The organism is Sebaldella sp. S0638 (assembly GCF_024158605.1).
Taxonomy (GTDB): Bacteria; Fusobacteriota; Fusobacteriia; order Fusobacteriales; family Leptotrichiaceae; genus Sebaldella.
Genome location: NZ_JAMZGM010000025.1, coordinates 21,636 through 47,940, shown reverse-complemented (window position 1 = coordinate 47,940; position 26,305 = coordinate 21,636). Strand labels below are relative to the sequence as shown.

The 26,305-nt window shown below is 33.2% G+C and carries 22 protein-coding genes; 15 read left to right on the top strand and 7 right to left on the bottom strand.

All coding sequences use genetic code 11. From position 1 onward, the window contains the following. Positions 1–258: 258 nt before the first annotated feature. Complete coding sequence (locus NK213_RS08820) at positions 259–471, bottom strand: molybdopterin-binding protein (RefSeq protein ID WP_253348585.1); 213 nt, start codon at positions 469–471, stop codon at positions 259–261. Between the two features lie 183 nt (positions 472–654). On the opposite strand from NK213_RS08820, the gene NK213_RS08815 reads away from it, so the two are divergent. Then, a complete protein-coding gene (locus tag NK213_RS08815) occupies positions 655–1,386 on the top strand; it encodes a 4Fe-4S binding protein (protein ID WP_253348584.1) in 732 nt (243 codons plus the stop codon). Positions 1,387–1,575: 189 nt separating this feature from the next. Here the strand turns inward: NK213_RS08815 and NK213_RS08810 are convergent, their stop codons facing one another. Beyond that, complete coding sequence (locus NK213_RS08810; protein WP_253348582.1) at positions 1,576–1,926, bottom strand: hypothetical protein; 351 nt, start codon at positions 1,924–1,926, stop codon at positions 1,576–1,578. A gap of 263 nt (positions 1,927–2,189) precedes the next feature. Between NK213_RS08810 and NK213_RS08805 the strand changes: the two genes are divergently transcribed. After that, the gene (locus NK213_RS08805) at positions 2,190–2,714 is read left to right on the top strand and encodes a hypothetical protein (protein WP_253348581.1); all 525 of its coding nucleotides are present in this window, start codon (positions 2,190–2,192) and stop codon (positions 2,712–2,714) included. A 118-nt stretch (positions 2,715–2,832) separates the two neighbouring features. On the opposite strand, the gene pflA is transcribed toward NK213_RS08805, so the two are convergent. Further along, positions 2,833–3,558 (bottom strand): pyruvate formate-lyase-activating protein, encoded by a 726-nt coding sequence (gene pflA, locus NK213_RS08800; RefSeq protein ID WP_253348580.1) that lies wholly within the window; start codon positions 3,556–3,558, stop codon positions 2,833–2,835. A gap of 21 nt (positions 3,559–3,579) precedes the next feature. Next, the gene (gene pflB, locus NK213_RS08795) at positions 3,580–5,808 is read right to left on the bottom strand and encodes a formate C-acetyltransferase (RefSeq protein ID WP_253348578.1); all 2,229 of its coding nucleotides are present in this window, start codon (positions 5,806–5,808) and stop codon (positions 3,580–3,582) included. 555 nt (positions 5,809–6,363) lie between these two features. On the opposite strand from pflB, the gene NK213_RS08790 reads away from it, so the two are divergent. Next, on the top strand, positions 6,364–8,994 hold the full coding sequence (locus NK213_RS08790; protein WP_253348576.1) for an autotransporter outer membrane beta-barrel domain-containing protein: 2,631 nt from the start codon (positions 6,364–6,366) through the stop codon (positions 8,992–8,994). 63 nt (positions 8,995–9,057) lie between these two features. After that, the gene (locus NK213_RS08785; protein WP_253348575.1) at positions 9,058–9,561 is read left to right on the top strand and encodes a DUF2262 domain-containing protein; all 504 of its coding nucleotides are present in this window, start codon (positions 9,058–9,060) and stop codon (positions 9,559–9,561) included. A 136-nt stretch (positions 9,562–9,697) separates the two neighbouring features. On the opposite strand, the gene NK213_RS08780 is transcribed toward NK213_RS08785, so the two are convergent. Both NK213_RS08780 and NK213_RS08775 read right to left on the bottom strand, forming a co-directional pair. Further along, the gene (locus NK213_RS08780; RefSeq protein WP_253348574.1) at positions 9,698–10,465 is read right to left on the bottom strand and encodes a type III pantothenate kinase; all 768 of its coding nucleotides are present in this window, start codon (positions 10,463–10,465) and stop codon (positions 9,698–9,700) included. Between the two features lie 11 nt (positions 10,466–10,476). Next, entirely contained in the window at positions 10,477–12,096 is a 1,620-nt protein-coding gene (locus NK213_RS08775; RefSeq protein WP_253348573.1) for an OPT/YSL family transporter, read from the bottom strand. A gap of 129 nt (positions 12,097–12,225) precedes the next feature. Between NK213_RS08775 and NK213_RS08770 the strand changes: the two genes are divergently transcribed. The 11 genes from NK213_RS08770 to NK213_RS08720 all read left to right on the top strand — a co-directional run bounded on the left by NK213_RS08770 (position 12,226) and on the right by NK213_RS08720 (position 24,891). After that, positions 12,226–13,383 carry a nucleotidyltransferase family protein gene (locus NK213_RS08770; protein WP_253348570.1) on the top strand — a complete coding sequence of 386 codons (1,158 nt, stop codon included), beginning with the start codon at positions 12,226–12,228 and terminating at the stop codon, positions 13,381–13,383. 3 nt (positions 13,384–13,386) lie between these two features. Further along, positions 13,387–14,355 carry an alpha/beta hydrolase gene (locus NK213_RS08765; protein WP_253348568.1) on the top strand — a complete coding sequence of 323 codons (969 nt, stop codon included), beginning with the start codon at positions 13,387–13,389 and terminating at the stop codon, positions 14,353–14,355. Then, a complete protein-coding gene (locus tag NK213_RS08760) occupies positions 14,336–15,664 on the top strand; it encodes an MFS transporter (protein WP_253348566.1) in 1,329 nt (442 codons plus the stop codon). The genes NK213_RS08765 and NK213_RS08760 overlap by 20 nt, the downstream gene beginning before the upstream one ends. 48 nt (positions 15,665–15,712) lie before the next feature. Next, complete coding sequence (locus NK213_RS08755; RefSeq protein WP_253348564.1) at positions 15,713–16,372, top strand: cell division ATP-binding protein FtsE; 660 nt, start codon at positions 15,713–15,715, stop codon at positions 16,370–16,372. Next, positions 16,356–17,219 carry an ABC transporter permease gene (locus tag NK213_RS08750; protein WP_253348563.1) on the top strand — a complete coding sequence of 288 codons (864 nt, stop codon included), beginning with the start codon at positions 16,356–16,358 and terminating at the stop codon, positions 17,217–17,219. Before NK213_RS08755 ends, NK213_RS08750 begins: the two co-directional genes overlap by 17 nt. A gap of 6 nt (positions 17,220–17,225) precedes the next feature. Continuing rightward, entirely contained in the window at positions 17,226–18,596 is a 1,371-nt protein-coding gene (locus tag NK213_RS08745; RefSeq protein WP_253348561.1) for a murein hydrolase activator EnvC, read from the top strand. 12 nt (positions 18,597–18,608) lie between these two features. Continuing rightward, positions 18,609–19,394, top strand: a complete 786-nt coding sequence (locus NK213_RS08740; RefSeq protein ID WP_253348560.1) for an NAD(+)/NADH kinase — start codon at positions 18,609–18,611, stop codon at positions 19,392–19,394. Between the two features lie 21 nt (positions 19,395–19,415). Continuing rightward, a complete protein-coding gene (recN, locus tag NK213_RS08735) occupies positions 19,416–21,074 on the top strand; it encodes a DNA repair protein RecN (RefSeq protein WP_253348559.1) in 1,659 nt (552 codons plus the stop codon). 1 nt (position 21,075) lies between these two features. Then, positions 21,076–22,005, top strand: a complete 930-nt coding sequence (locus tag NK213_RS08730; protein ID WP_253348557.1) for a tyrosine-type recombinase/integrase — start codon at positions 21,076–21,078, stop codon at positions 22,003–22,005. Between the two features lie 392 nt (positions 22,006–22,397). Then, positions 22,398–24,365, top strand: a complete 1,968-nt coding sequence (locus NK213_RS08725) for an FUSC family protein (protein ID WP_253348556.1) — start codon at positions 22,398–22,400, stop codon at positions 24,363–24,365. 196 nt (positions 24,366–24,561) lie between these two features. Next, positions 24,562–24,891 (top strand): hypothetical protein, encoded by a 330-nt coding sequence (locus NK213_RS08720; RefSeq protein WP_253348554.1) that lies wholly within the window; start codon positions 24,562–24,564, stop codon positions 24,889–24,891. A gap of 52 nt (positions 24,892–24,943) precedes the next feature. On the opposite strand, the gene NK213_RS08715 is transcribed toward NK213_RS08720, so the two are convergent. Next, positions 24,944–25,993 carry an extracellular solute-binding protein gene (locus NK213_RS08715; protein ID WP_253348553.1) on the bottom strand — a complete coding sequence of 350 codons (1,050 nt, stop codon included), beginning with the start codon at positions 25,991–25,993 and terminating at the stop codon, positions 24,944–24,946. Between the last annotated feature and the right edge of the window lie 312 nt (positions 25,994–26,305).

Below are 26,305 nucleotides of genomic sequence, written 5' to 3'. Positions count from 1 at the left end.
TTCATAATAAAGTCCTCCTGTTTTTAGTTTATCATAAAAAGATTTTTTTATTTACAGACTTTTTATCACAGGCTCAATAAAATTGATATATTGTGTTCATGTGTTTAAAAATTTCTATTTAATACAGTCCTTTTTTTAGTGTGTTATATTTAAAATCCAAGTAAATATAACATATATTAAATTGTATTAATCACAGAATGCCTGCTTCACAAAGAAAATCAAATATTTTAGAAACATGAAAATAAAAGAAAGTTCCTGTTAATCATCAATACCAACCATTACAGATGTAGCTTTGATAATTGCATAAGCATCTGAACCAACTTTCAAATTCAGACTTTTAATAGAATCCATTGAAATTGTAGAAGTAATTATATTTCCTCCGCCAATGTCAAGTGTTACGATTCCGTTTACGGCACCTTCCGTAATAGAGATAATTTTACCTTTGAATTGATTTCTAGCACTAAGTTTCATAATCAGCCTCCTTTTACAAGATATAAATATTATAACACAAATAATAAAAAAGATAAAAGCAAGTAAAAATCAGCATACGAATAAAAAAAATATTTTAGGGAATTTCAAACTAAAAACAGAAAACACGAAACTGCCATATTACCATGTTAAAGTATATGTATTATTAGAGAGGAGAACATATCCATGAAAAAACTAATTAAATTCAGAATATTAATACAAATGCTATTTTTAGGTTTTATGATATTTTCCATAGCGATTTTAGATCATTCAATATCAAAAATTTTTGTACTGGGAGCCATATTTTTAGTAGGGAGTTATTATTGCGGATGGGTTTGTCCGTTTGGAACACTACAGGAATATATAGATAAATTAAGAAAAAGAATCATAAAAAAAACTTATAATGTTCCGGAGAAAGTTGATAAAATATTATCATCGATACGTTATATATTTTTGATTTCAGCTGTTCTCTTTATTGTCAATCCGCTTGATGCCAGAGGAGCAGTGTTTAGTGCATTGAAAGGGGAGCAGATAATGTTTTTTTCACTGATTATACTAGCGGCATTTCTCGTACTTTCACTTTTTATAGAAAGACCTTATTGCAGATGGTTTTGCACCGCGGGAGCTAAATTCGGGATATTAGGAATGGGAAGAGTCCTGACTATAAAAAGAGATAATGGAACATGTGTAAACTGCGGAAAATGCGACAAAGCCTGTCCGGTAAATATAAAAATTTCTAAATGTGAAAATATAGTAAGCCCAAAATGTATAAACTGCTTATCCTGTATCACTGAATGCCCTAAAAAAAGTGCATTGAAAATAGGATTAAGAAGTATTTCAGGCAAATACAATATTCTTTCATATTTTATAGGCCTGACATTTGGAATATGGGTACTAACAGAATTATTCTGGAGATAAATTTTGTAGTATCTGTAATATAAAAATCTGCAAAAATCAGACTTTCTACTAACAAAAATATAGAAAGCAGTTCCTTATTTAATCAAAAAGAATAAAAAGATATGTATATAGCGCCGGAATGCAGCTAAATAAGAAAACTGCCTTAAAATAAGGCAGCTTCAATAGGAAGTGTAAACAATATATTTATGCTCATATGAAAAACATGTTTTCAGATGCAGTAATATCTTGTTTAATCATAAAGTTTAAGTTATCTTCAAAATCCTTGCATTTGGATTTCAAAATTTCATATTCCTGAATATGAGACGTATTTTCAATAAATGTTTGATTTAAAAATATAAAATGTTGATAATAAGAATCAAAGTATGCAGTTTCTACCCCGCTGGAATAAATTAAATTTTGAAGTTGTTTAATGCAGAAGAAGGCCTGATTAGAGAAGTGTAGTGATACCGTTAGATCATTTTTATTTCTTAAAGCACATTCCAGAAATGTATTACATTCAGAAACTGTCTGAAAGATATAATTGATCAATCTTTTATCCATTTGTCTGTCTCCTTTCAAGAATAAGATGTTTTATTATAACATATATTTAATAGAAAGGTAATAAAATTTATTTTTCTTTATTAAAGTAGGTGAAAACTTGCAGAAAAATGACTGAAAAGGATATAAATTTCTTACACAGAAAACAAAAAGATAATTTAAAGCTAAAACTAATATGACATCTATTATAATATGTGTACAAAGCAATATATGAGAATATAATATATAAATAATCAAGAGAGAGCCATAAGGCAATAGGAGGAGAAATGATAAAAACAAAAGAGAGAAAAGAAGAACTAGAGGAAATGGATCTGGATATTTCTTTTGATAATACCGAAAGCAGACATGAATTCCCTGTGAGTAATGAGGAATTTCTGAATCTAGTAGATTCTAAGTCCCATGAAAACCACTCAGATGCTTCAATAGAAAAAATTACGGATATAAAAGGTATGATCGCACTTAATGCAATGGAATCAGGTCATTTTGATAATGAAACAATAAGCAGTAATAAACTGGAAAATGCTTATAATAATTTTATTGATTACGAAGGTGTCACGAATTATTCTATACTGGAACGTCCAAAAATAGTCATGGAATCAATTGTTGTAGACGAATATCCAAATACTATAAAACAAAGAATAGATGAAGATGCGGATAGCTATAAACATCCGGCAGAAGTAACAGAATTAGGAATAGAGGCAGAGCTTGAATATGAACATAATAAAGGTAAAATCTTAAATGATAGTGAAGAATGGGCTTCACCTTTTAAAACTTTTAAATCAGAAATATAAAATAATATCAAAGATATAAGCAGAACTAAAGGAAATTTTCTGTATAAGCAGAATTCCGGCAGTTCTGTTTTTGTATAAAATATAAAAAGAGCTGTTCGTAAAAACAGCTCAATATAATTCAGGTAAGTGTGTTTAAACCGAAAGATTTGAAAATATCTTCGGCTTTTTTTATTTCTTCTTTGGAAGGAGCAGGAGTATCTTTTAATTCATAAGATCTTCCGAGACTTTCCCATTTATAGGAAGCCATTTGATGAAAAGGAAGTATATCCACTCTTTCTATATTTTTGAATTTAGAAACATATTTTGCCCATGCATTCAGGTCTTTTTCATTGTCAGTATAACCGGGAACAAGAACATATCTAAGCCAGACAGGTTTATTTATTTTTGATAAATATTCCATGAATTCCAGCGTAGGTTTCAGCGCCACAGATGTCAAAGCCTGATATTTAACTGGATCAATATGCTTTATATCAAGCAGTACAAGATCTGTAAGTTCAAGCACCTCTTTTATCCTGTCATTCAGAAGATAACCGGAAGTATCAACAGCAGTATGAATATTTTCTTTTTTGCAGAGCTTGAAAAGCTCAAGAATAAATTCCGGCTGGAGCAGAGGTTCACCGCCTGAAACAGTAATACCGCCGCTTTTTATAAAACCTCTGACTTTGTAAACTTCATGCATAGTTTCTTCTGGTGTAAGCATATATTTTTTATTTTTCAAGTCCCATGTGTCTACATTATGACAATACAGACATCGCAGAGGACAGCCCTGAAGAAAAAGTACGAATCTTATTCCGGGTCCGTCTTTAGTTCCAAAGGATTCAAAAGAGTGAATATAACCTTTCATTTTTTACAACTTCCATTCTAATTAAAATTTATCTGCAATTGTTCTGTTTATAACATCGAGCTGCTGTTCTTTAGTCAATTTTACGAAGTTTACCGCATATCCTGAAACTCTTATAGTAAGCTGAGGATAGTTTTCCGGATGATCCATAGCGTCTTCCAGCAGTTCTTTTCCAAAAACGTTAACATTCAAATGCTGTCCTGCCTGATTAAAGTATCCGTCAAGAAGTCCTGTAAGGTTGTTCTTTTTTTCATTTTCATTTTTACCTAAAGTTTCGGGTGTTATTGCAAAAGTGTATGAAATACCATCATTAGCATGTTCAAACGGCAGTTTTGCAACAGAGGCAAGTGAAGCTACAGCACCTCTTGTGTCTCTTCCGTGCATAGGATTTGCCCCCGGACCAAACGGCTCACCGGCACGTCTTCCGTCAGGAGTATTTCCTGTTTTTTTACCATAAACCACATTTGATGTAATTGTCAGTACTGACTGTGTAGGTGTGGCATTTCTGTACATTTTATGTGCTCTTATTTTATTCATAAACAATTCTACGACTTTCACCGCAAGTTTATCTGTATTATCATCATTATTTCCAAAAGGAACATATCCTTTCTCTACAACGTAATCCACTGCGTCTCCGTCTTCATCTCTTATTACTTTTACTTTTCCATATTTTATAGCTGCAAGCGAGTCGGCAATAATAGAAATTCCTGCTACACCGAATGCCTGTGTTCTGTATACATCTACATCATGAAGAGCCATTTCCAGAGCTTCATACGAGTATTTATCATGCATATAGTGAATAATATTCAATGCTTTTACATATGTTTCAGCCAGCCAGTCAAGGAGTTTGTCAAATTTTTCCCAGACTTCATGGAATTCAAGATAGTCAGAAGAAATTTTTTCAAATATTTCAGGTGTAACCTGAGCTTTTGTTTTTTCATCCTTACCGCCGTTTATAGCATAAAGCAGTGCTTTTGGAAGATTAACCCTTGCACCGAAGAACTGCATCTGCTTTCCTATTCTCATAGGAGAAACACAACATGCTATACCATAATCATCACCAAATTCAGGTCTCATCAGATCATCATTTTCATATTGTACAGATGAAGTATCTATAGACACTTTAGAACAATAATTTTTCCACATTTCAGGAAGTCTCTCACTCCATAAAACTGTCAGGTTTGGTTCTGGTGCAGGTCCTAAGTTATATAAAGTATGAAGAAGTCTGAAACTGTTTTTTGTAACAAAGGATTTTCCTGAATCACTCATACCTCCGATAGATTCAGTAACCCATACAGGATCTCCCGAGAACAGATGGTCATAATCAGGTGTTCTCAAGAATCTGACAATTCTTAATTTCATAACAAACTGATCCATAAGTTCCTGAGCTTCCTGCTCAGTGAGAGTTCCGTTTTTCATATCTCTTTCAATGTAAACATCAAGGAAAGTAGATACACGTCCGATACTCATTGCAGCACCGTTCTGGTCTTTAATAGCTCCGAGATACCCGAAATAAGTCCATTGTATAGCTTCCTGAGCAGTAGTAGCAGGATGCGATATATCAAATCCATATGACTGTGCCATTCTTTTTAATGCTTTCAGGGCATCGATCTGATCACGTATTTCTTCCCTTAATCTGATAACATCTTCTGTCATTTCATTAGGGTCACATCTTTTGTATCTTTCTTCACGTTCATTTATTAGTCTGTCAGTACCGTAAAGTGCTATTCTTCTGTAATCACCTATGATTCTTCCTCTTCCGTATGCATCAGGCAGTCCTGTTATAATACCGCTGCTTCTCGCTTTTCTGATACTGCTTGTGTAAGCTGAGAAAACCCCGTCATTGTGAGTTTTTCTGTATTTAGAAAAAATATCTTCAGTAATGGGGTCTAGTGTGTAGTTAAAAGCTTCCAGACTGTTTTTTACCATTCTGAGTCCGCCGTTCGGGAAAATTCCTCTTTTTAGCGGTTTGTCTGTCTGAAGACCGACTATTTTTTCTAAATCTTTGTTGATATAGCCGGGACCATAGGCATCTATCTGAGAAGGAATCTTAGTTTCAGCATCATAAATTCCTTTTTCTCTTTCCACTTTAAACATTTCTGTTAAAGAATCCCATAATTTCATAGTTGCATCTGTAGGAGAGGTAAGAAAACTTTCATCTCCCAGATATTCAGTATAGTTTGTTTGAATAAAGTCGCCTACGTTAATATTGTCAACCCAAGCCCCTTTATTAAAATTGTTCCATGCATTCAATACGAACACTCCCTTTCTAAAACTGTTGAACATTATTTAAATAAATTTTATACACAAATATTTTAAAACATTTCTATTTGAAAGTCAAAGTATTTTAACTCACGTGAAAAAATATTGACTAAAAAAATGTATGACTGATAACTTCTTATTTAATTATGTACATTATACTGATAAATTTGAAAAAAAGCTGTAACTAAAGTTACCTTTTAATACTTGAATTCTAGTATGGTACCATACATATTATATATGTAAATACATGGAAAGTAAAGTAAAATCAGGACTTTTAATATAAATATAATATTTAAATCTGATATTTTAGTTGTTAAAGGAAAGAAAATGGGATATAATTTAGTGTAAGCTACAAAATTGTAATAGTTTAAATTTGTAGTGCATTTATGGGAAATAAGGAGGAGAAGCAGTAAGTAAAAAGATATTTTATAAAAATATTAATTGGTAATTTTTGAGAATAGATAACATGTAAATGAAAGCATAAATTTCAAAAATATTAACAAGTAAAAAAATAAAAAAATTATATGAAGAAAATTGGAGGATTCTATGAAAAAAAGCAGATATAAACATTTGTTTGCTCTTTCGGCTTTACTTACCAGCAGTGCTTATTCAGTATCATTTAATGACTATAGTAATTATGAAGCAGGGGAAAACAGGGAGATAACTGTTACAGGTGCTAATGAGTTCGCATTATTCGGGGTATTAGATTCAAGCGCTCCGTATGGATTTTATACATGGACTATGGGACATCTTGGAACAATGGCAGAGATAGGACAGCCTGGGTACTCACTTTTTTTCGGGGTTGGAAGCAGTACAAATTTCGGAGCAGGGTACCCGTTTTCAGACGGACTCGGCGATTACTCTATAGATCCGTCTACGATTACTGCCACTCCTGTTAATAATCTGGTTTTTCGTGTAGAGCCAAGCGAGCCTGATTTTTTCAGGCTGAAAGGGTTGAGAGTTTTATTAAACAATGAATTAAGCGGTCCGGGAATGGGATTTTTTATAGGTGAGAATTTGTCAGTGGAATGGAATGAGTCTACAGTCGAATATAGAGGAGTCAGCGAAGGAGTTCATCTTGAGAAGAATGCCTCATTACTTATGAAAGATTCACAGTTTATATATGCCAATACTTCCGGAAACAGTTACGGGATATATGCCCCTGACAACGGGAAAATCGAAGTTGATAATTCATCATTGGTATTAGTAAAAGGCGATATAACGGGAATAGGAGTAGAAAATAATTCTGAGCTGACAGTAGACGGAATAGTAGTAACAGAAAAAGGAACAGCTGTAAAAACTGATTCATCAAGTGTGGAGCTTAACGGGATGCTGCTTTCGTATAACGGAAACAAAGTTTTGGATTCTGAAAATTCAAAAGTAGTAAATAACGGGGATATATTAATAGAGCTTAATAACAATGGGACAGCTCTTTATGCCAATAATAATATAGAAACAAAAAATTATGGAACAATAGTATCTTCTGACTATACTGTAAAAATAATTTCAGGGTCAAGTCAGTACAGCAGTCATTTTTTGAATGCAGGAATAATAACAGCCAGAACAGCAGGTGGAACAGCAATAGAATTTGACGGCGGGGACAGTGTTCTGGAATTAGCAAATAATTCAGTGGTTTCAGGGAAAATAGACGGCGGAGCAGGCAAGAATATTTTGATAAGCAACGGGAATGTTACCTTTGATGAAGCTAATAATTTTGAGAAAATAGTTTCATCGGGGAATTCTGTTATAAACGGTACAGTAAATCTGAAGCCGGCAGCAGACACTGATACTTATTATACTAGTGCGTTCAGCAGTGCCAAAAGTATTTCAGCTGATCTTGCCGCAGATACTTCTGTGGGAGATATGACAATAAACGGAACTCTTAATGTAGGCGTTGACTATGACGGGATTGATGCTGAAACTGCGAAAACAGGAAAGATTATAGCCGGAAGTGTAATTTTGAACGGCGGTAAAATAGTTTTGACAAATGCAGGAAGTACGACAAAAAATATACTGGACGAAGCAGCGCAGACTTCGGAAAAAACCAAGATAACAATAAAAAATATTATTACTTCAAACAAAATGCAGGCAGTAGATCCGAATTTTAATTTTGGAGTAACTCAGGAATTAAAAGAAGCAGGAGGCTGGGTAAGAGAAGCTGTTTCCAGAGTGGAAAACGGAGTAACTGTGGTAGATCAGGTATACAGTAAAATAAGTCTGACTCCCGCTCCGGGACCTGATCCAGACCCGGATCCGCAGACAGATATGGATGTTAAGCTAAATCCCGTTCCAAGAAACAGAGTAGATTTAGATAATGCCAATAAGATCGGCTGGGCATCTGAAAGATTTCTAAATATGGAAGCCAAAGATATGAATCCCGGAGAGAGAAGACAATCAATAGAATACTTAGGGTTAAAGTCAAAATTTGATGCAGAAAATATGTATAATTATGATTATGATGTAAAGACAAACGGAATAATGGGAACAACACTCCATAAACATACGGAAAATCTTTACAGCGGGTTTACTTTGGGGTATACGAATAATAGTGTATCGTATTCAAATGATGATGATGAGAAAGTAAGGTCATTTAATATTAATATATTCGGAAGATATGCAAAAGAAAATTTTGATATAGATACACATGTACAATACGGGTATAATGAACATGAGCTGAATGCCGACTGGCTCGGGACGGGAACAAAGGAAAGCAGCTATAATTCCCATGTATTAAAGGGAGGGATATCAGCAGGATATAACCAGAAAATAGGCTCAAATATAAAAATCAGACCAAACATAGGTGTTGATTATGTATATGTAAAAGAAGGTGTTATAACAACCGACGGAATGGATAACATTTCAGGTACTGACGGAAACGGTTTCGTGGGAAAAGCAGGTGTAGACATCGGGAACGATGAAGGAAAACTAAGATGGAATGCAGGTATTGGATATAAGCAGAATTTTACTGATACTTTTCATGAAACAAGAGACATGAGCAATGACTACAAAATGGAGAAACTGGATTACAGTAAAGGAACTATGACTGCAAGTGCCGATGTGGATTATAAGGTAACTGAAAAATTTTCAGTAAAAGCAGGATATGAATATGAAAAAAATGATAATTTTGAGAATCATAATGTAAAAGCAGGTTTTTCTTTTACTCTTGGTGAGAAATAAAAGTATGATTTTCAGAAAATATGTTTTCACAAAAAATAGATATGAAGAAAAGAAAGGTTATTTATGAAATTGGAAAAAACAGATTTCAAAATATCAGATGTATTTTCTTATGAAGGAAATATTCAGTTATGGGGGAAAAATACCTCGGTAGCGCTGAATTTTCCAAAAGATAAACCTGAAGGTGAATATTTTGATATTTTAGAGGAAAAAATAATTGAATACTTAAAATGGATAGAAGAAAACAGGGTAAAGATAGAGAAAGCTCTGATAGATGATGATTCTGTGTCACTTGCAGAAGATTGGGCAAGCAGTGCAGAAGAAGCAGAGGATGAAGAGCAGGAATGCTATATTATGGAAGACGGGCAAAAAGTGTTTTTTCCTATAACTGAGGAAGATTTTACAAAAAGTCTGTATTTTGAAAGCATATCACTGGACTTTAGAAACAATGCCGGAAATCCTGAATTAGAGCTTTTTATAGCCTGCAGCCCTGATTATTTCGCTTATCATGCACTGCATGTTTTTGTGGATACGGAAAAGAATATAAAGAGTAACGGACTTGCAGGATAATTTGGATTTTAATATATAATAGAAAATGTACACATATGGTCAAGTATATTGTGTACATTTTTTGATTTATTTTATAATATAAAAACAGATTTTCAGAGAAGTGATATTCCCATGAAAATCTGTAGTATATAATAATTTACGAAAACTTTTTGGCAAATGTATAAAGTCCGTTCATACTGAGGTCAGGCAGATAAACATCAATATCTTCAATGACTTCCGAGATATTTTTGCCCTGACCGCCTGTTGCTATTACAAAAGGTGTTTGAAGTCCTTTTTTGTACTGTGAGAGAATTTCCTTTATACCGCCGATATTGCTGTAATAAATTCCGGCATTTATCTGATTTATTGTATTTTTTCCAAAAATTGTACTTGGTTCCTGAAAGTATACTTTTGGCAGCTTTGCAGTATTCTTGAATAATGCCTCAATAGAAAGCTCTATGCCGGGAAGGATACATCCGCCCAGATAAACAGAATCTTTTATTACATCAAATGTAGTAGCTGTGCCGAAATCTATAATTATAAGCTCCTTATCAGGGAAAAGTACCTTCGCCTGTAAAATATCTATGATTCTGTCTGCTCCGAGACCTCTTTCGGTATCAGGCATAAGTATTATCTCATCTTTAATTTTATTTAATGTAACAAATACTGGTGTTGCATTAAAATATTTCTGGCTGAGATATGCGAATATTTCATTCATATGAGGAACAACTGATGAAATAATCACTTTATGAACTTCATTCAGATTAATATTTTTGTATTCTGTAAGTGATTTCAGAATTCCAAACAGAGTATCCTCAGTCATAATAAGATTCGTAGGGATTCTGAAACTTTCAATTATATTTCCGTATTCATCGAAAAATACGGGAACAATATGTGTATTGCCAATATCAAAGGCTAAAATCATATTTCCATCTCCTAATAAAAAAGTTTAATATATGCAATTATTGATATTATAACTCCGATTATAGCTTCTCCTGCCATAAGACCATTGGCAAAGAACATAGCACTGTCAGCAGGCTTTTTCGGGAATACCGAAAAAAGAAAACTGATAAATCCGCCCAAAAATACAGGAATCGTCAATGCTATAGGAAGATATATGCCTATCCCGAATGTCAAAACAGGAAGTCTTAACAGATTTAGTATAAATCCTGCCCCTATTCCTATAAGAAAAATATTCATAAACGGAATACCTTTCACTATGGAAGAAATAATCGAAGCCTGAAAAACTATAAGATCAGGATTCGGAGAAGAAGGCCCGATATTTTTATATACTCTGAAAAATACAAAGAATAAAAATGTAATAACAAACGAGCTGACAACTGCACCTACTATCTCTCCCACAAGCTGTGCATGCGGATTAGTCTTTAGTTTGCTTCCTGCCTTGAAGTCATTAAGCACGTCTCCTGCAAGACCGCAGGCTACAGAAACAATACATGCCAGTAAAAATAAAATCAATTCAGGTATCTGACCTTTGAAAAGCACACTAAAGATAGTATTATCAATATTAATGGTGTTAAACAGGGAACTCAGAAAAGTAACTGCCAGTATAGTAATAATAGCATATATTTCCATAGGATTAACCCCGGTTTTTCCTGTGGTATATCCTGCTATAACTGCTGAAATAACCGTGATAAGGATAACAAGCAGTGCAAAGAATACAGGAAGTTTATAAACAAAAGTGAGTACCGCCACAAATACAAGTGCTGTAAAAATAATATAAAATTTTGAACTTTTTTCTTTTGATTTATTTTTATTAAAGAAGACTATTTTTACTATTATAGAAAGCCCAATCCCGATAATGAAACCCATACCGAAGCTGTTTTTCATAATATCAAAATCATTAATGCCGTTTTTCAGTGCATAAGGTCTGGCTAACCAGTAAGTCAATGCTCCTCCTAAAAACCATGTGAAAGTATTTAAAAATCCTAATATATAGCCAATTCCCACTAAAAGCGGCGAAACATAAAATGAAAACAAGCCGTCTCTGAATACATAAGTAGTGGGGATAAAAGGTGCTTTTCCCGGTCTGAAGGAAATATCCCTGAATATAGAAAGAATCCCGCTGAATAAAGAACCTAAAAGTACATACAGCATATTTTTTTTGTCATTTCCGTTATTGACAAGCTCGTATGCCGCTGTTCCAATGGGAAATTCAAGAGAACTGTCATCAATCAGCTTTTTTCTGATCATAAAAGAGAGCAAAGCTCCGATAACACTTCCTATAAGTATAGTGATAAGCAGAATTACAGGGTCAATGTCATTTACATCTCCGCCAAGAAGTATATATGCAGGTACAGTGAAAGCAACACCTCCGGCAACCATAGAACCTGCGCTCATTATAGTATGAGTGACGTTTATTTCATTTTTGTTTCTCTTGCCGAAAACCGAAAGAAAGAACATTGATATAAGTGCGGCCACTATAGTCGGCCATGGCAGAGCTCCATATTTCAAAACAACGTAAAATGAACTTGCCGAAATAAAAACTGCCCCGATAATACCTAATACAAGGGAAGTAAAGGTCATACCTTTTTCCATATTTTCTCCTAACTAAAAAAATAATTTCATAAAACTTATAAGCTATTATACTCTTTTTCGCTGATTTTTTCAATTTAAACTGTCAAAACCTTTGATAATATGTTATAATAATGAAGGTGATTTTAGGGTATGAGAGCAGGAATAGTAGCAGAATACAATCCTTTTCATAACGGACATTTATACCAGATCAGCGAAGTGGGAAAAAATAATCCTGAGCTGGTAATGACAGTAGTTAGCGGTGATTTTGTCCAGAGAGGTGAGTTTTCTTTTATAGATAAATGGGAAAAAACCGAAACAGCGTTGAATAACGGGGTGGATCTGGTAATAGAGCTGCCTTTGTATTATTCGATACAGAATGCAGAGGTTTTTTGCAGGGAAGCAGTGAAGATTCTGGAATATATGGAAGCAGATACTCAGGTTTTCGGTGCTGAAACAGGAAATATTAATAAGCTGAATGAGATTATTCAAATACAAAACACAGATTCGTATGCTAGACTTTTAAAAAAATATTTGAAAAATGGTGAAAACTACTCGGTTTCTCATCACAAAACACTGACGGAATTCGGTATGGGGGATACTTTTTTATCAAATAATATACTGGCTATGGAGTATATGAAAACTATAAGCAGTAAAGGATTTCATATAAAGCCGTATATAGTAGAGCGAAAAAATACAGGATATAACGAAACAGAGGTAAAAGGAAATATTACAAGTGCTTCGAATATAAGAAAAATGTACAGGGAAAATACTCTGGAAGAAAGTAAAAATGTCTTCCCAAAAGAAGTATACAACATAATAAAAAACAAAACATCAGAAGAGAACAGTATAGAAGAGAGACTTTATGAACTGTTCAGATACAAGATACTTACCTGTAAAAGAGAAGAGCTTGAGCAAATATATGATATCAGGGAAGAACTGCTGAACAGACTTGTTTATCAGGCTGCATGCAGTGATACATATAACAGTTTTTTAGATAATATGAAAAGCAGGAATTTTTCTGTTTCCAGAATAAAACGAAGTATTCTGAATATATTATTGGATATAAAAGAAGAAGATATACAGGATTCTGAACCGGAGTACATAAGAATACTCGGTTTTAACCAAAGAGGCAGGGAACATCTCCGCAGGCTGATAAAGACAAATAAAAAAGAGAAAATATATACAAACTGGAAAGACATAGAAAAACTCAATACCGCAAAAGTAAAAACGGAAAAAAACGGTTTTTTGCTAAAAGAGCTGATGTTAAAACGGAAAGAAAAATTAAATTCAATAATAAAAGAGAGGTAGCACATGGGAATAATTATAGCAATAAACATAATATTTATGATATTTTTCTTTGCAGTGGCATATCTGGCAATAAAATACTTTTTGAATCAGATAGAAAAATATCCCAGAATAACACTTGAAGATATATATAACAGTAAAAAAGACAGACAGAAATATAATATTGAAGATAAAATAAATCCTTTGGATTATGGTTTTAACTATAAAGAAATAGAATATAATTCCAAAAAAATAAAACTTTTCGGATGGTTTATAGAAAATGAAAATACTGATAAAGCGTTGATAATCTCACATGGAAGAGGTACAAACAGACTGGCGGTTCTTCAGTGTCTTGAGCTTGTCAGGGAAGTAGGACTGGATAAGGAATACAGTATTTTTCTTCCTGATCTGAGAAATTCAGGAAGGGCAGATGTAGCGAAAACTTTCATGGGATACGGATTCGGGCTGGATATTCTTCACACAATGGAGATGCTGAAAGAAAGATACGGAAAAAAAGAGTTTATACTTTATGGTTTTTCTCAGGGCGGAATGGGTTCTGCAATTGCGGCTAAGCTTTTTAGCGATAAGATAAGAAAAGGCGGAATGAAAGTGACAAAATTAATATTGGACAGCCCTATTTCCAATTCGAGAAAAAGAATAAAAGAAGATGCAAGAAAAAGAAAAGTTCCAAAACTTATTACAAGTATAGTTTCAAGAATATTTGATCTGAGAGTACATAAAAATCTTCATAAAATGAGACTTTCATATTTACTTAGAAGAATACCCACTCTTCTTCTGCAGTCGAAGCAGGATAAAGCTACTACATACGGAATGCTTATGGAAGAGTATAATGAAATAGCCCAATACAAAAATGTGACATTAAAAGTATTTGAAAACAGCGGACATGTGAGAATCTACAGAGATAATAAGCAGGAATATACCGAGGAAGTAAGAAAATTTTTGGAGAATGAAGATAATGAAGAGCAGACTAAATAAAAAAACATATTGGATATATGGCATAGGAGTTTCATACTTTATAATGGATCAGCTGTTTAATCAATGGCTTCCGTATTATTATCTTCCGCCTAAGGAAGAAACGGGACTTAGTCCTTTGCTGCCCGCAGGATTGATTACGCTGGCACTTGTCTTATCGAGGTTTATTGATGCAGTTTCAGATCCTCTGGTAGGTTACTTATCAGATAAAACAAATTCAAAATGGGGAAAGAGAACTCCTTTTATAGCTTTAGGAGGAATTCCGCTGGGATTCACAATGGTTTTATTTTTCTTCCCTCTAAAAATGACGACAATGACAACTTTCATAAGTCTTACTATTGTAGGTGGATTATTTTTTATCTTTTACACAATGGTAGGCGGCCCGTATAACGCCTTAATTCCCGATATTACCAACAGCAAAGAGGAAAGACTTGATCTGTCCACGGTACAGTCAGTTTTCAGACTTATATTTACAGCTGTGGCGATGGTACTGCCGGGACTGCTGATTCCTTTACTGGGCGGGAATAACACGGAAAAGGGTTTGAGGTTGACAATTATTTTATTAAGTATAATTGCAGTTATAGGAATATACATATGTATATTCTTTCTGGATGAAAAAAATATAAGCAATAACAAAATAACAGAAAGCGTAAAATTTAAAGAGTCATCAGGATATATACTAAAAAAAGATATAGTTATTTATTTTGCAGCATTCTTTTTCTTTTTTGTAGGGTTTAACCTGCTGCGCGGGATGATAAACTATTACGTAGTAAGTATAATGCAGAAGCCGAAGGGGATAATTACCCTTATATCAGTGATACTGTTCGGTTCAGCAGCGTTATGTTTCCCGATTACAAACAAACTGTCGAAAAAATACTCATACAAGAAAGTAATTATAGCAGATATAATTATACTTATTCTCGGAGGAGCCGGACTTTTGTTTATTAACAGCGAAAACAGCATTCTGGCATATATATTATTTTTTATCTGCGGAATAGGTTTAAGCGGAGCAGCATTTATATTTCCGCAGGCAATGATAAGTGAAATAGCAGTATCGATTTCGAGCAGGCATAAAGTCAGTGTAGAAGGACTTTTGTTCGGGATACAGGGATTTTTTCTGAAAATGGCCTTTCTTGTACAGCAGGCAATACAGCTGAATGTACTGGTAATAGGAAGTGAAAAAGACAGTGAAGGACTGAGATACGCCACATCACAGGGGATTTACATAGCTATAATGGTGTCGCTGGGATTTTTCGTGTTATCACTTTTATTCTACTTTTTGAAGAAAGAAAAGGAAGATTCTGAATTATAATAATAAAATAACAGTTTATAAAATTAAAAGATTTAATAAGGAGTAACCATGATTAAATTTGAAGATATTCATAAAAAATATAAGAACGCCGATTATGAAGTATTGAGCGGTCTGAATCTGGAAATTTCCAACGGGGAATTTATACATCTGAAAGGAAGAAAAGGGAAGTCAACAGTATTGCATTTTATCTATTTAATGGACAGGCCGACATCGGGAAAAGTTTTTTATGGAGAAAAAGAGTTAAACAAGCTAAAGTTTAATTTTCAAAGGGCAAAAATAAGAAGAAAAATAGGGTACGTAGATCAGGATCTGTGGCTTTTAGACGACAGAACTGTTTATGAAAATATTAAGATTTCCACTGATTTGCTGAAAATGAAAAGCAAAGAAAGAAAAGAGCGTGTGGAAGAGATATTAGAATATTTTGAGCTGGGAAGTATACGAAAACATAAAATCGGGCAGCTTTCTTATCAGGAAAAAATACTTGTGGAACTTTCAAGAGAACTGGTAAAGAAGCCGGAAGTGCTGATTCTGGACGAAGTATTTGAAAAATTAAAAAGAGACAATAAAGATAAGCTGTTAAAGCATCTTTACAAGATAAACGAGGAAGGAACTACTGTTATAGCTGTTACTTCCGAAGAAAATTTATTCGATGAAAGAATAAGGGTTATAGATTTAGATGGAGGTAAAACTGATGTTGAATCCGATTAGTGAAATGTTTAGAAATGTAAGCAAAGAAAAGGGAATGTTTTTCTCATCATTGATATCTCTGATGGTAGTTTTTACCCTGCTTGACGTATTATTAATCTTTTTCTATAATTTGAATGATTTTAAGGCAAAGCTGGATGTATCAAATCAGGTAATAATCTATGTAAAGACAATGGCAGAACCTGATCTGGAAAATTTTCAGGTAAAGCTGAATTCTACAAAAGGGATAAAAGCAATAAAATTCGAGCCGAAAGAAAGAGCTTTGGAAAAATTACAGAGTGAATTGGGAGTGGAACTTACAGATCAGGAAAATCCGTTAAGCGACAGTTTTTATCTCTATGTATCAAAAGATGCAAATGTAGAAGAATTAAAAAATACGATAAAATCTTATCCTGAAGTACTGGAACTGGATATGAGAACAGCAGCAATAGAAAATTCAATAAAATTTGATAAAAGTCTGGACAATATACTGTTATTCGGACTGGCAGGAATTGGCATATTTGCGGTAATACTAATATTTAACCTGACAAGTGTGGGTATAAAAGCAAGAAAGAAAGATGTAGGAACACTTACACATATTGGTGTAAGCAACAACTTTATCAGACTTACATATTTTCTGGAAGGAGCATTCTTAATAGGACTTGCTTCAATGGGAGGTTTTCTGATATTCAGAAAGCTGTACGGCTTTATACTTCAGGGAATTAATTTACTAAATTCAAGTGTTGTACCAAGAGCATCAAGAGGCGAACTTATAGCATTATTTTTAATGTCATTTGTGTTAGGAATCTTTATTACAGCTGTGGTAAATTTTTCAAGTACAAGAAGATATCTTAAGTTTTATAAGAGGTAGATAATTATGAGGAAAAAAACAAAGGTTGCATTTATTTTTATTCTTGTTTTCTCAATTATCTATACAGACCAGAAAGATAAAAATAATGACCGGATTAAACAGATAAATACACAGATTAATCAGAATAACCAGAAAATAAACAAAAATTCCGGTGAAATCAACAAGGCCAAAAAAGATGAAAATGTAACAACAAGCCAGCTGAAAAATATAGAAGCTCAAATAAAAAAATTACAGGCCGAATATGATGACGCCCAGAAAAGATATACTGATGTACTTCGTGAAATAGGGAAAAATGATGATGAAATACGAAGAGACATAAACGAAATAAATAAAAATTCCGAGATAATAAATGTAAATAAAGAAGATCTGGCTAAAAAGATGATAATCTGGGACAGAGTCAGAAGAAGAAAAGAAACTCTCGGACTGTTTGCAGATTCGGGGATAGTTGTTCAGGATAAAAGAAATCATGATTTGAAAATATTTTTGAATAAACAGAAGCAGTATATTCAAGTAGTGGAGAAAACAAAAGAGGGCGTGGAAGGTGAAAAAAGACAGGTAGAAAGTCTGAAATCACAAAATCAGGCTCAGGCATCACGTATTATGGCTGCAAGAAATGATCTGGAATCAAAAAATAAACAGCTGAATGTGGCTAAACAGGAAAAAAATAGAATTATAGCTACACTTAGAACAAAGCAGAGTAAACTTTCAACTGAAAATAAAACTATACAGCAGTCAAACAGTAAACTTGTTTCAGAAAGAAAGAAACTGGAAGCAGAAATTCAGGCTATCATAGCAAGAGAACTAAGAGCACAGCAAATAGCAGCGCAGAAAGCCGAGGAAGAAAGAATAAGACTGGCTGAAGCTGAAAGAATAAAAAGAGAAGCTGAAAAAGGCGGGGCAAGCGGAGAAAGAAACAATTCCAGCCTTTCGGGGGAAAAAGCAACGACGACGACAACTACTACTACGAAAACTACAACAACAACAGCAAGTACATATAGCCCTCCTAAAGGAACAGGAGCTCTTATGATGCCTATGTCCGGAAGTATAGTTACAAATTACGGACAGGAAAAAATTCAGGGACTTACAAGTAAAGGTATAGAAATAAGAGGAAGTGTGGGACAGGCAGTAAAAGCAGCTGATTCAGGAAATGTAATATATTCGGGATCGCTGAATAATCTGGGAAATGTAGTTATAATAGATCACGGAAATCTTATTACAGTATATGGGAATCTGTCTGGAGTAAGTGTTTCCAAAGGGCAGAAAGTCACAAAGGGGCAGACGATAGGAACTCTCGGACGTGATATAAACAGAGAGGCAAATCTGTACTTTGAAACAAGAAAAGGAGTAAATACGGTAAATCCGATGAATTACTTATAAAGAGGTTTCGAAATGAAGATAAAAATAATTAAGAAAGATGGCTTAAAAGACAGTCATTTTCTAAAAGCATTTTATTCATATTTAGAGGAAAAGAAAATAGAGATAGTACATCAGATAGATGAATGTGACCTGATAGTTACATTTGGCGGAGATGGTACTATACTGGCAGCAGCACAGCAGGTATTGAAAAAAAATGTCCCTGTGCTTGCTGTCCATATGGGGAGTCTCGGCTATCTTGCTTATACCAGAGACAGCGAAGCAGTATATGTACTGGATAAATTTTTAAATAATGATTATGAAATAGAGGAGCGAAGATTTCTGGAAGTAAGACATAATGAAAAGACGCATTATGCTCTGAATGAACTGGTTATCGCCAAGGGAGGAATAAAATCAACACTTTTATCTGTAAATGTTTATGCTAATAATACTTTGATAAATAAATACAGAGCAGATGGAATTATAGTTGCCACTCCTACTGGTTCCACAGCTTACTCACTTTCAGCAGGAGGGCCTATAGTGCATCCGGGACTGAATTCTGTTTCACTGACACCGCTTGCACCTCAGAGTCTGAATGCAAGACCGATAATAGTGGATGGTAAGGAAGTTCTTTCATTTAAACTGGACTCAAGGGATAATGATATACATCTGAATATTGACGGGCAGATTCACTTTAAGGTAAATAAAGATGATAAAATAGAAACACAGCTGTCAGATAAGGTAGTCAGACTTATAAAGCCTGAAAACAGGGATTATTTCATGATATTAAGGGAAAAGTTAAAGTGGGGAGATTCCATATAATATTTTAGACGGGGTAAAAATATGTTAAGAGAACTCAGATTAAACAATTTGGCTATTATAAAAAATGTTGATTTAAATTTTGAAAATGGATTTGTGGCTCTGACGGGAGAAACCGGAGCGGGAAAATCCATTATTTTGGATGGAATATCTCTTTTAATAGGTGAGAGAAGCAGTTCGGACATGATAAGGTCAGGTGAGGAAAAACTTACCGCAGAAGCGGTGTTTGATCTGACAAAAGAGCAGGTAAAGATACTGAATGATCTGGACTTTGATATAGAGGAAGAAGAGCTCATAATAACAAGAAATCTGTCACGGGACGGAAAATCCAAAGTAGTAGTAAACGGAATGAGAGTTCCGGTATCGAAACTAAAGGAAATTATGAGCCATGTGCTGGATCTGGTAGGACAGCATAATCACCAGTATTTGCTGAATAAAAATTATCATCTGTCACTGCTTGATAAATTTCTTGATAAAAGCGGTTTGGAACTAAAAGATGAAATAAAGAAAACAATACAAAAAATAAGCACTCTAAGTAAAAAAATAAATGAAATAGAGGAAATAAAAAGACAAATAGAAGAGAAAAAAGATATTTACGAATTTCATTTAAGTGAAATAGATGCTCTGGAACTGAAACCCGGAGAAGATGACGAACTGGAAGAAGAGTATAAAATACTTTTTAATGCAGGAAAAATAAAAGATAAGCTTGCAGATTCCATTTTGAATCTAAAAGACAGTGAAATATCAATTTTACGTACTTTACAGAAAACGCGTAAGAATTTTGAACAACTTCTGAATATAAGTGCTTCTTATCAGGAAGTTTATGATAATCTGGAAAAAATTTATTATGAACTGGATGATATCTCTTACACAGTGGAAGATATGCTGGATGAAGTTTCTACTGACGAAAACAGGCTGGAAACGGTAGTCAGCAGAATTGACAGCATAAATAAGCTGAAGATGAAGTATGGTTCCACAATAAAAGAGATACTGGAATATAAAGAAGATATAGAAGAGAAGCTCGGGATGATAAGCTTTGAAAATGACGAGCTGGATAAATTAAAAGCAGAAAAGCAGGAAAGAACCGAGAAATATTTTTCTTTTGCGGAAAAATTGAGCAAGAAAAGAAAAGAAGTGGCAAAAAATATTGAAACTAAGCTGAAAAAAGAGCTTAAAGACCTGAAAATGGAAAATGCCGTTTTCAAAGTACATTTTGAGAAAAAAGAGGAACTCAGGGAAAAAGGAACAGACAGTGTAGAGTTTATGATATCTGCCAACCTTGGGGAAGAATTGAAACCTCTGGGGAAAATAGCATCAGGCGGAGAAATTTCGAGAATCATGCTTGCATTAAAAATCATTTTTTCCAAGGTAGATAATATATCAGTTCTGATCTTTGATGAAATAGATACGGGGATAGCTGGAGAAACTGTAAAAAAAGTAGCTGAAAAGCTGAAAACAATTTCAGATGATGTACAGGTCATTTGTGTTACACACTCTCCGCAGATAGCAGCTAAGGGAAATCAGCAGTTCTTTATTAAGAAAGAAGTGGAAAATAAACTTACTGAAACAAAGGTAGTACCGCTGAATGAGGAAGAAAGAGTGAGAGAAATAGCGAGAATGATATCAGGTGATAACTATACAGATATTTCTATTCAGCATGCAAAAGAAATATTAGGTGTTTAGTATGGAAAACAGAACTATAATATTAGAATTTCTGGACTATCTGAGATATGAAAAAGGAAATTCTGAAAATACACTGAGCAGCTATAACAGGGATTTGAATTTGTTTTTTTCGGATGTTCCGAAGCTGTTTCAGGATGTAGAAGATGAAGACATTATAGAGTATGTGGATAAACTGTCCAAAACAGTAAAAAGAAATACTGTTCTTAGAAAAATAGCTTCAATAAGAACATTTTATAAATTCTGTTATATGAACAAGTATATAAATGACAATCCTACAGAATCTCTGAAAAACCTGAAAAGGGAATTTAAGCTTCCGGAAGTATTGAGATTAAACGAAATAAAAGATATAATTGATGCTATACCAAATACACCGGAAGGTGTCAGGGATAAGCTCATAATAAAAATACTCGTAGCAACAGGGGCAAGAATATCAGAAGTATTATCACTTGAAATAAAAGATGTGGAAAATCAGGATTATGAGTTTATCAGAGTTCTGGGAAAAGGGTCAAAGTACAGACTTATACCTATATATTCACAGCTTGAGGACGAAATCAAGGATTATATAGAAAATGACAGAAAAATTCTGGTTCAGGAGAAAAAAGAGAAAGAAGCAGAAAACAGTAATAAAGATAATAAGAGTAAGAAAAAAAGTCATGAACTGGAGTATAAACTGTTTTTGGGAACAAGACGGGAAAATTTCTGGAAAAGACTAAAAAGATATGCACAAAATGCCAAAATAGAAAAAAATGTTTACCCGCATATATTCAGGCATTCGGTAGCTACTATGCTTATTAATAACGGTGCTGATATCAGGATTGTGCAGGAAATACTCGGTCATGTTAATATTTCCACTACCGAGATATATACACATGTGGGAAAAAGGGAATTAAAAGAGATTTATAACAAGGTAAAAATAGGAGACGAGGAGTAACAGCCGTATTTTTGAAGAAACCATATTATTAAAAAAAGAAAGACAATAAACTGTGAAACAGAAACAATATTGGCAAAACTATTAAATAATAGGGAACTAATTATTCGACAAAGGCTTTTAGTTAATTAAATAAATACAGGATTTGTATTGAATTTACAATTCGGAACAAATACCTGAAAAAGAAAATATTCCTCTTTTTTCAATGTTAGGGGAATATTTTTATTTTAGAAAAAATTTTATAATGGTATACTGTTTATACATGATGAGAATATATAAGATTCTAAAAACAAAGGTTAGAGCGGCTAAAGAAAACACTAAGGTAAAATTAAGCGTATAAAGTGCTGCTTAATGGTATTATAGAATAAAGAGAACATATAAAAAGAAGGATGAAGATGAAATTAAAGAAAGAGATACTGGATAAGATTCCATTTAAAGAGACAAATTATATTTTTGGTCTTGTTTTTATTTATATACTGATTCTGCCCAGACTATTTCCGCTGGGTAATGTGATGACAGCCATTTTTGTGGGTGTCTATTGTTATAATACAAATAAAAAAGGTTTTAGTAAAAGCAGAGCATTGAAAAGATATGTGATGTACTTTTTATCTTTGTCAGTTTTACTTTTTATATGTTATTTTTCTACACATAACTGGATTTTACTAATAGTTTTCGGTTTCCTGATTACATTCCTGATAACTTTTTTCGGAATGGAAGAATACATACCGGGATTAAAAGATTATTTTCCTACATTATATGTATTTGCTATTTATCAGGGGAATCTTCCGACACTTTCCCTTGTATTCACAAAAATAGAAGTAATGTTTGCGGCAGTCTTTATTGCGGCAGTATATGGAATGGTAATGAATAAAGGAAAACCAATAGACAGAATAACTAACTGTATAGATAAATATTTACAGACTATAATAGAGGAAATAGAACAGTATTTGGCAGGGAATAAACAGGAATATGACAGAGTAATAGAAAATACCCGCGAAGCTTATAATGAATGTCTGAAAGAATATTATAAATCCAGTGAAGGAATATATCTTGTATCGTTATTAAGCCGGGAAATAATGCGGTTAATGCTGAAGCTGCATTTTCTTATAGAAAACATAAGAATAAATCCAAACTCAGATAAGAAAAAAATGACAGAGATGCTTTATTTTTTCGGATTACTTCTGCATGAAAATAATAAATTAGACAAAAACGACTTTGTCTGGAACGACGAGGAAGAAGTTGACTTCTTTCAAGATGTGTATAATCTGAAAAGTAAAGTATACGAAAAAAATGAAGTAGGAATCAAATTGAAATTTTTTCCTGTTTATAGAAAAGATGAATTCATCTTTTGGTTTAAATCGAATTTCAGCAGAAAATCAATACTGTTCAGATATTCAATGAGACTGGCAATACTGATGACAACATCATTCATAACTGCAAAACTGCTGAACTCCCCTATGGGATACTGGCTGCCCATGACCAGTGTACTGCTTTCACAGCCGTATTTTGAAGAGACATACAAGAGAGTGGTAGCAAGAGTAATAGGGACATTTATAGGATTGTTTATTGCTTCATATCTCTTTAAGGATATAAATTCACAGACATTAATATACACATTGGTTCTCATACTTAACTATATTATATTCCTTATAGTAGGACTGAACTATTTTATAGCGGTAATAGTAATTACGGTAACAGCAATGCTTTCTACCAAAGGAGTGCAGACTCAGGAAGTATTATTCTGGAACAGGGGAGTGATGACATTTCTCGCCGGGCTGTATTCATTTTTAGTAAGTTATATATTTAAAAGTACAGCACAGAAAGAAATAAAATATAATTTTACAAATCTGTTGAAAATAAGGGTAGAAATGTTGGATATAATTCTGAACCGACATAAAGGAGCCAGAGATAACAGAAAATTTGACAGGCTTATGATAAACTCAAATATGTACAGGGAAAAAATCATTTTTCAGCTTAGAAAAAAACCTGATAAAGAAAATATAGAATTCTTAGGTATGGACACTATAATAACAGAAAGACTTATAGCACTCCATATGTCTATAGATCTGAAAGCTCTTACCAAAGATGAGCGGGAGAGTCTGGCATTATTAAGAAAAGTGTGGCTTTACACATATACTTTCATAAACAGCGGAAATATAACCAATCCAAAAGCATTTTTGGAATTAAATCTTAATGTAAGAAAAATGGAAAACAAACAAAATAATGATATATATAAATTATTGTCAATTAGTTATAATTATCTTTTGAAAGTAATAAAGTATAGCAAAAATGATCCGAAACAAAACAGAAAATTAAACTTCTTCAGAAAAGTAACCGGAACACCGAATTTTCTCTTTAAATAAAAAAGCTCGAAAAACCGAAGAAATTATGATAGACTACATTTAGAATATAAGATGTGTAAGTGTCAGAGCGGAAATAAAGCTGCAATAAATTTTCTTCGGGGAAGTTTTCACTTTAAATAATCAATATAAAACGTAAAAATAAGATGTGAATTCCCAAAGATGCAGACGTTATTATAGAACGGATGGTGAGACACATATGAGAGAGAAAATAATAGCAATTTACAGGACTTCTGCTTCATATCCGGGTAATGAGAGGGACAAAGATAATTGCTTCATGCAGTGGAAGTTAACTGATAATGAATTTGAAAAATTATGGCAGCTTAACATCTGGGAAAAATTGGGAGAAGTATGTAATCTTGATATAGGCAGATTCGATGATGTGGAGTTTACAGGGGAGAACCTTCATAAGGCAAGAGATTTTCTTTTGAAGAAATGTCTTGAATGCGATGTACCTGAAATCAGAAAATTAAAAAGTTTTTTTGAAAACGGGATAATAAGAAAAACCGGGGTCATTTTCTCATTTTAATCAATAAATAAAAAGACCTGAAATATAAATTATTTCAGGTCTTTTATTTATTTTATTGAAGTTTTATAGATTCCCATATTTTTTGCTGCTTTTCCAGCGCTTCATTAGAAAGTGCCTTTGGCAGAGTGGAATTATTAATTACATCTTCAAATGTAACATAAGGCTTTATAGAAGAACTTTCTTCAATACCTTTTATTACAGAAGGAGCTTTAAATACTTCATAGACTTTTTTGAAATTTTCAGGTCTGTATAAATATTCTAAAAACTTATATGCATTTTCTTTATTAGGAGAATTAGCAAGGATAGCCATACTGTCAATATACATCATAGCTCCTTTAGGTATGAAGTAATCTGTAGTTTTCGCATCTTCTTCAGATAATTCTTCAAAATAGTTTTCTGCATAGCCGTGAGAAATATAAAATTCCCCGCTGGCAAAATTTTTACCAAAAGTAGTAGAATCAAATTTTGCTAGATTCTTCTTCCATTCAAGAAGTTTATTCTTAGCAGCTTCCAGTTCCTGATCATTAGAAGTTTCGGCAGAATATCCAAGATACTGCAGCGCAGCTCCAAGTGTTTCTCTCATGTCATCAAGCATAGTCATTCTTCCTTTATACTGCGACATAGCGAAGATATCAAATGATTTCGGATAATCTTTTACATATTTTGTATTTACTGCAATTCCAGTAGCTGAGAATGTATATGGAAGCGAGTATTGAAACTGAGGGTCATAAGATTCTGAAAATTTAACGATTTCATCCATTTTCAAATTCGAATAAACATCTTTCAGCTTTTCTTTGTCAAGTTTTTCAAGCATACCTTCTTCTCTCATAATAGACAGAATATCAGTAGAAGGAGAAACTATATCATATCCTCTAGCACCTGATTTCAGCTTGGCATACATCTGTTCGTTAGTATCATAATAATCCAGCTGAACCTTTATACCGGTTTCCTTTTCAAAGCCGTCAATTACCTCCTGCGGGATAAAATATGTCCAAGTGTAGATACTTAGAGTTTTAGACTCTTTATTAGCATCTTTTCCGCCGCATGAAAATATAGTAAGCAGCATAAAGCTCATCAAAAATAATTTTTTCAATTTAAACATCACATCCTTAAAAAAAAAATATACAAAAAAAGTTTAACAAATACTAAACTTAAAGTCAAGTAATATAAACTTTTTTTTGTTGAATGAAAATTTAATTTTGGTATATATACTTTGAAAATAAAGGGTTTTAGAGTAAAAAAAAATAAAAAAAATTATATATTTTTTTCAATAATAAAGTGCAAAAAAGTATATTCTCTCCAAAATAGAAAAGGGAAAATCCCCAAACGCTAAAAAAAGATAAAAATAATAAAATTATAAGAAAAAGATTGTAATATATAGATGCTAGAAAAGATAATAATAATTTTTTATTTG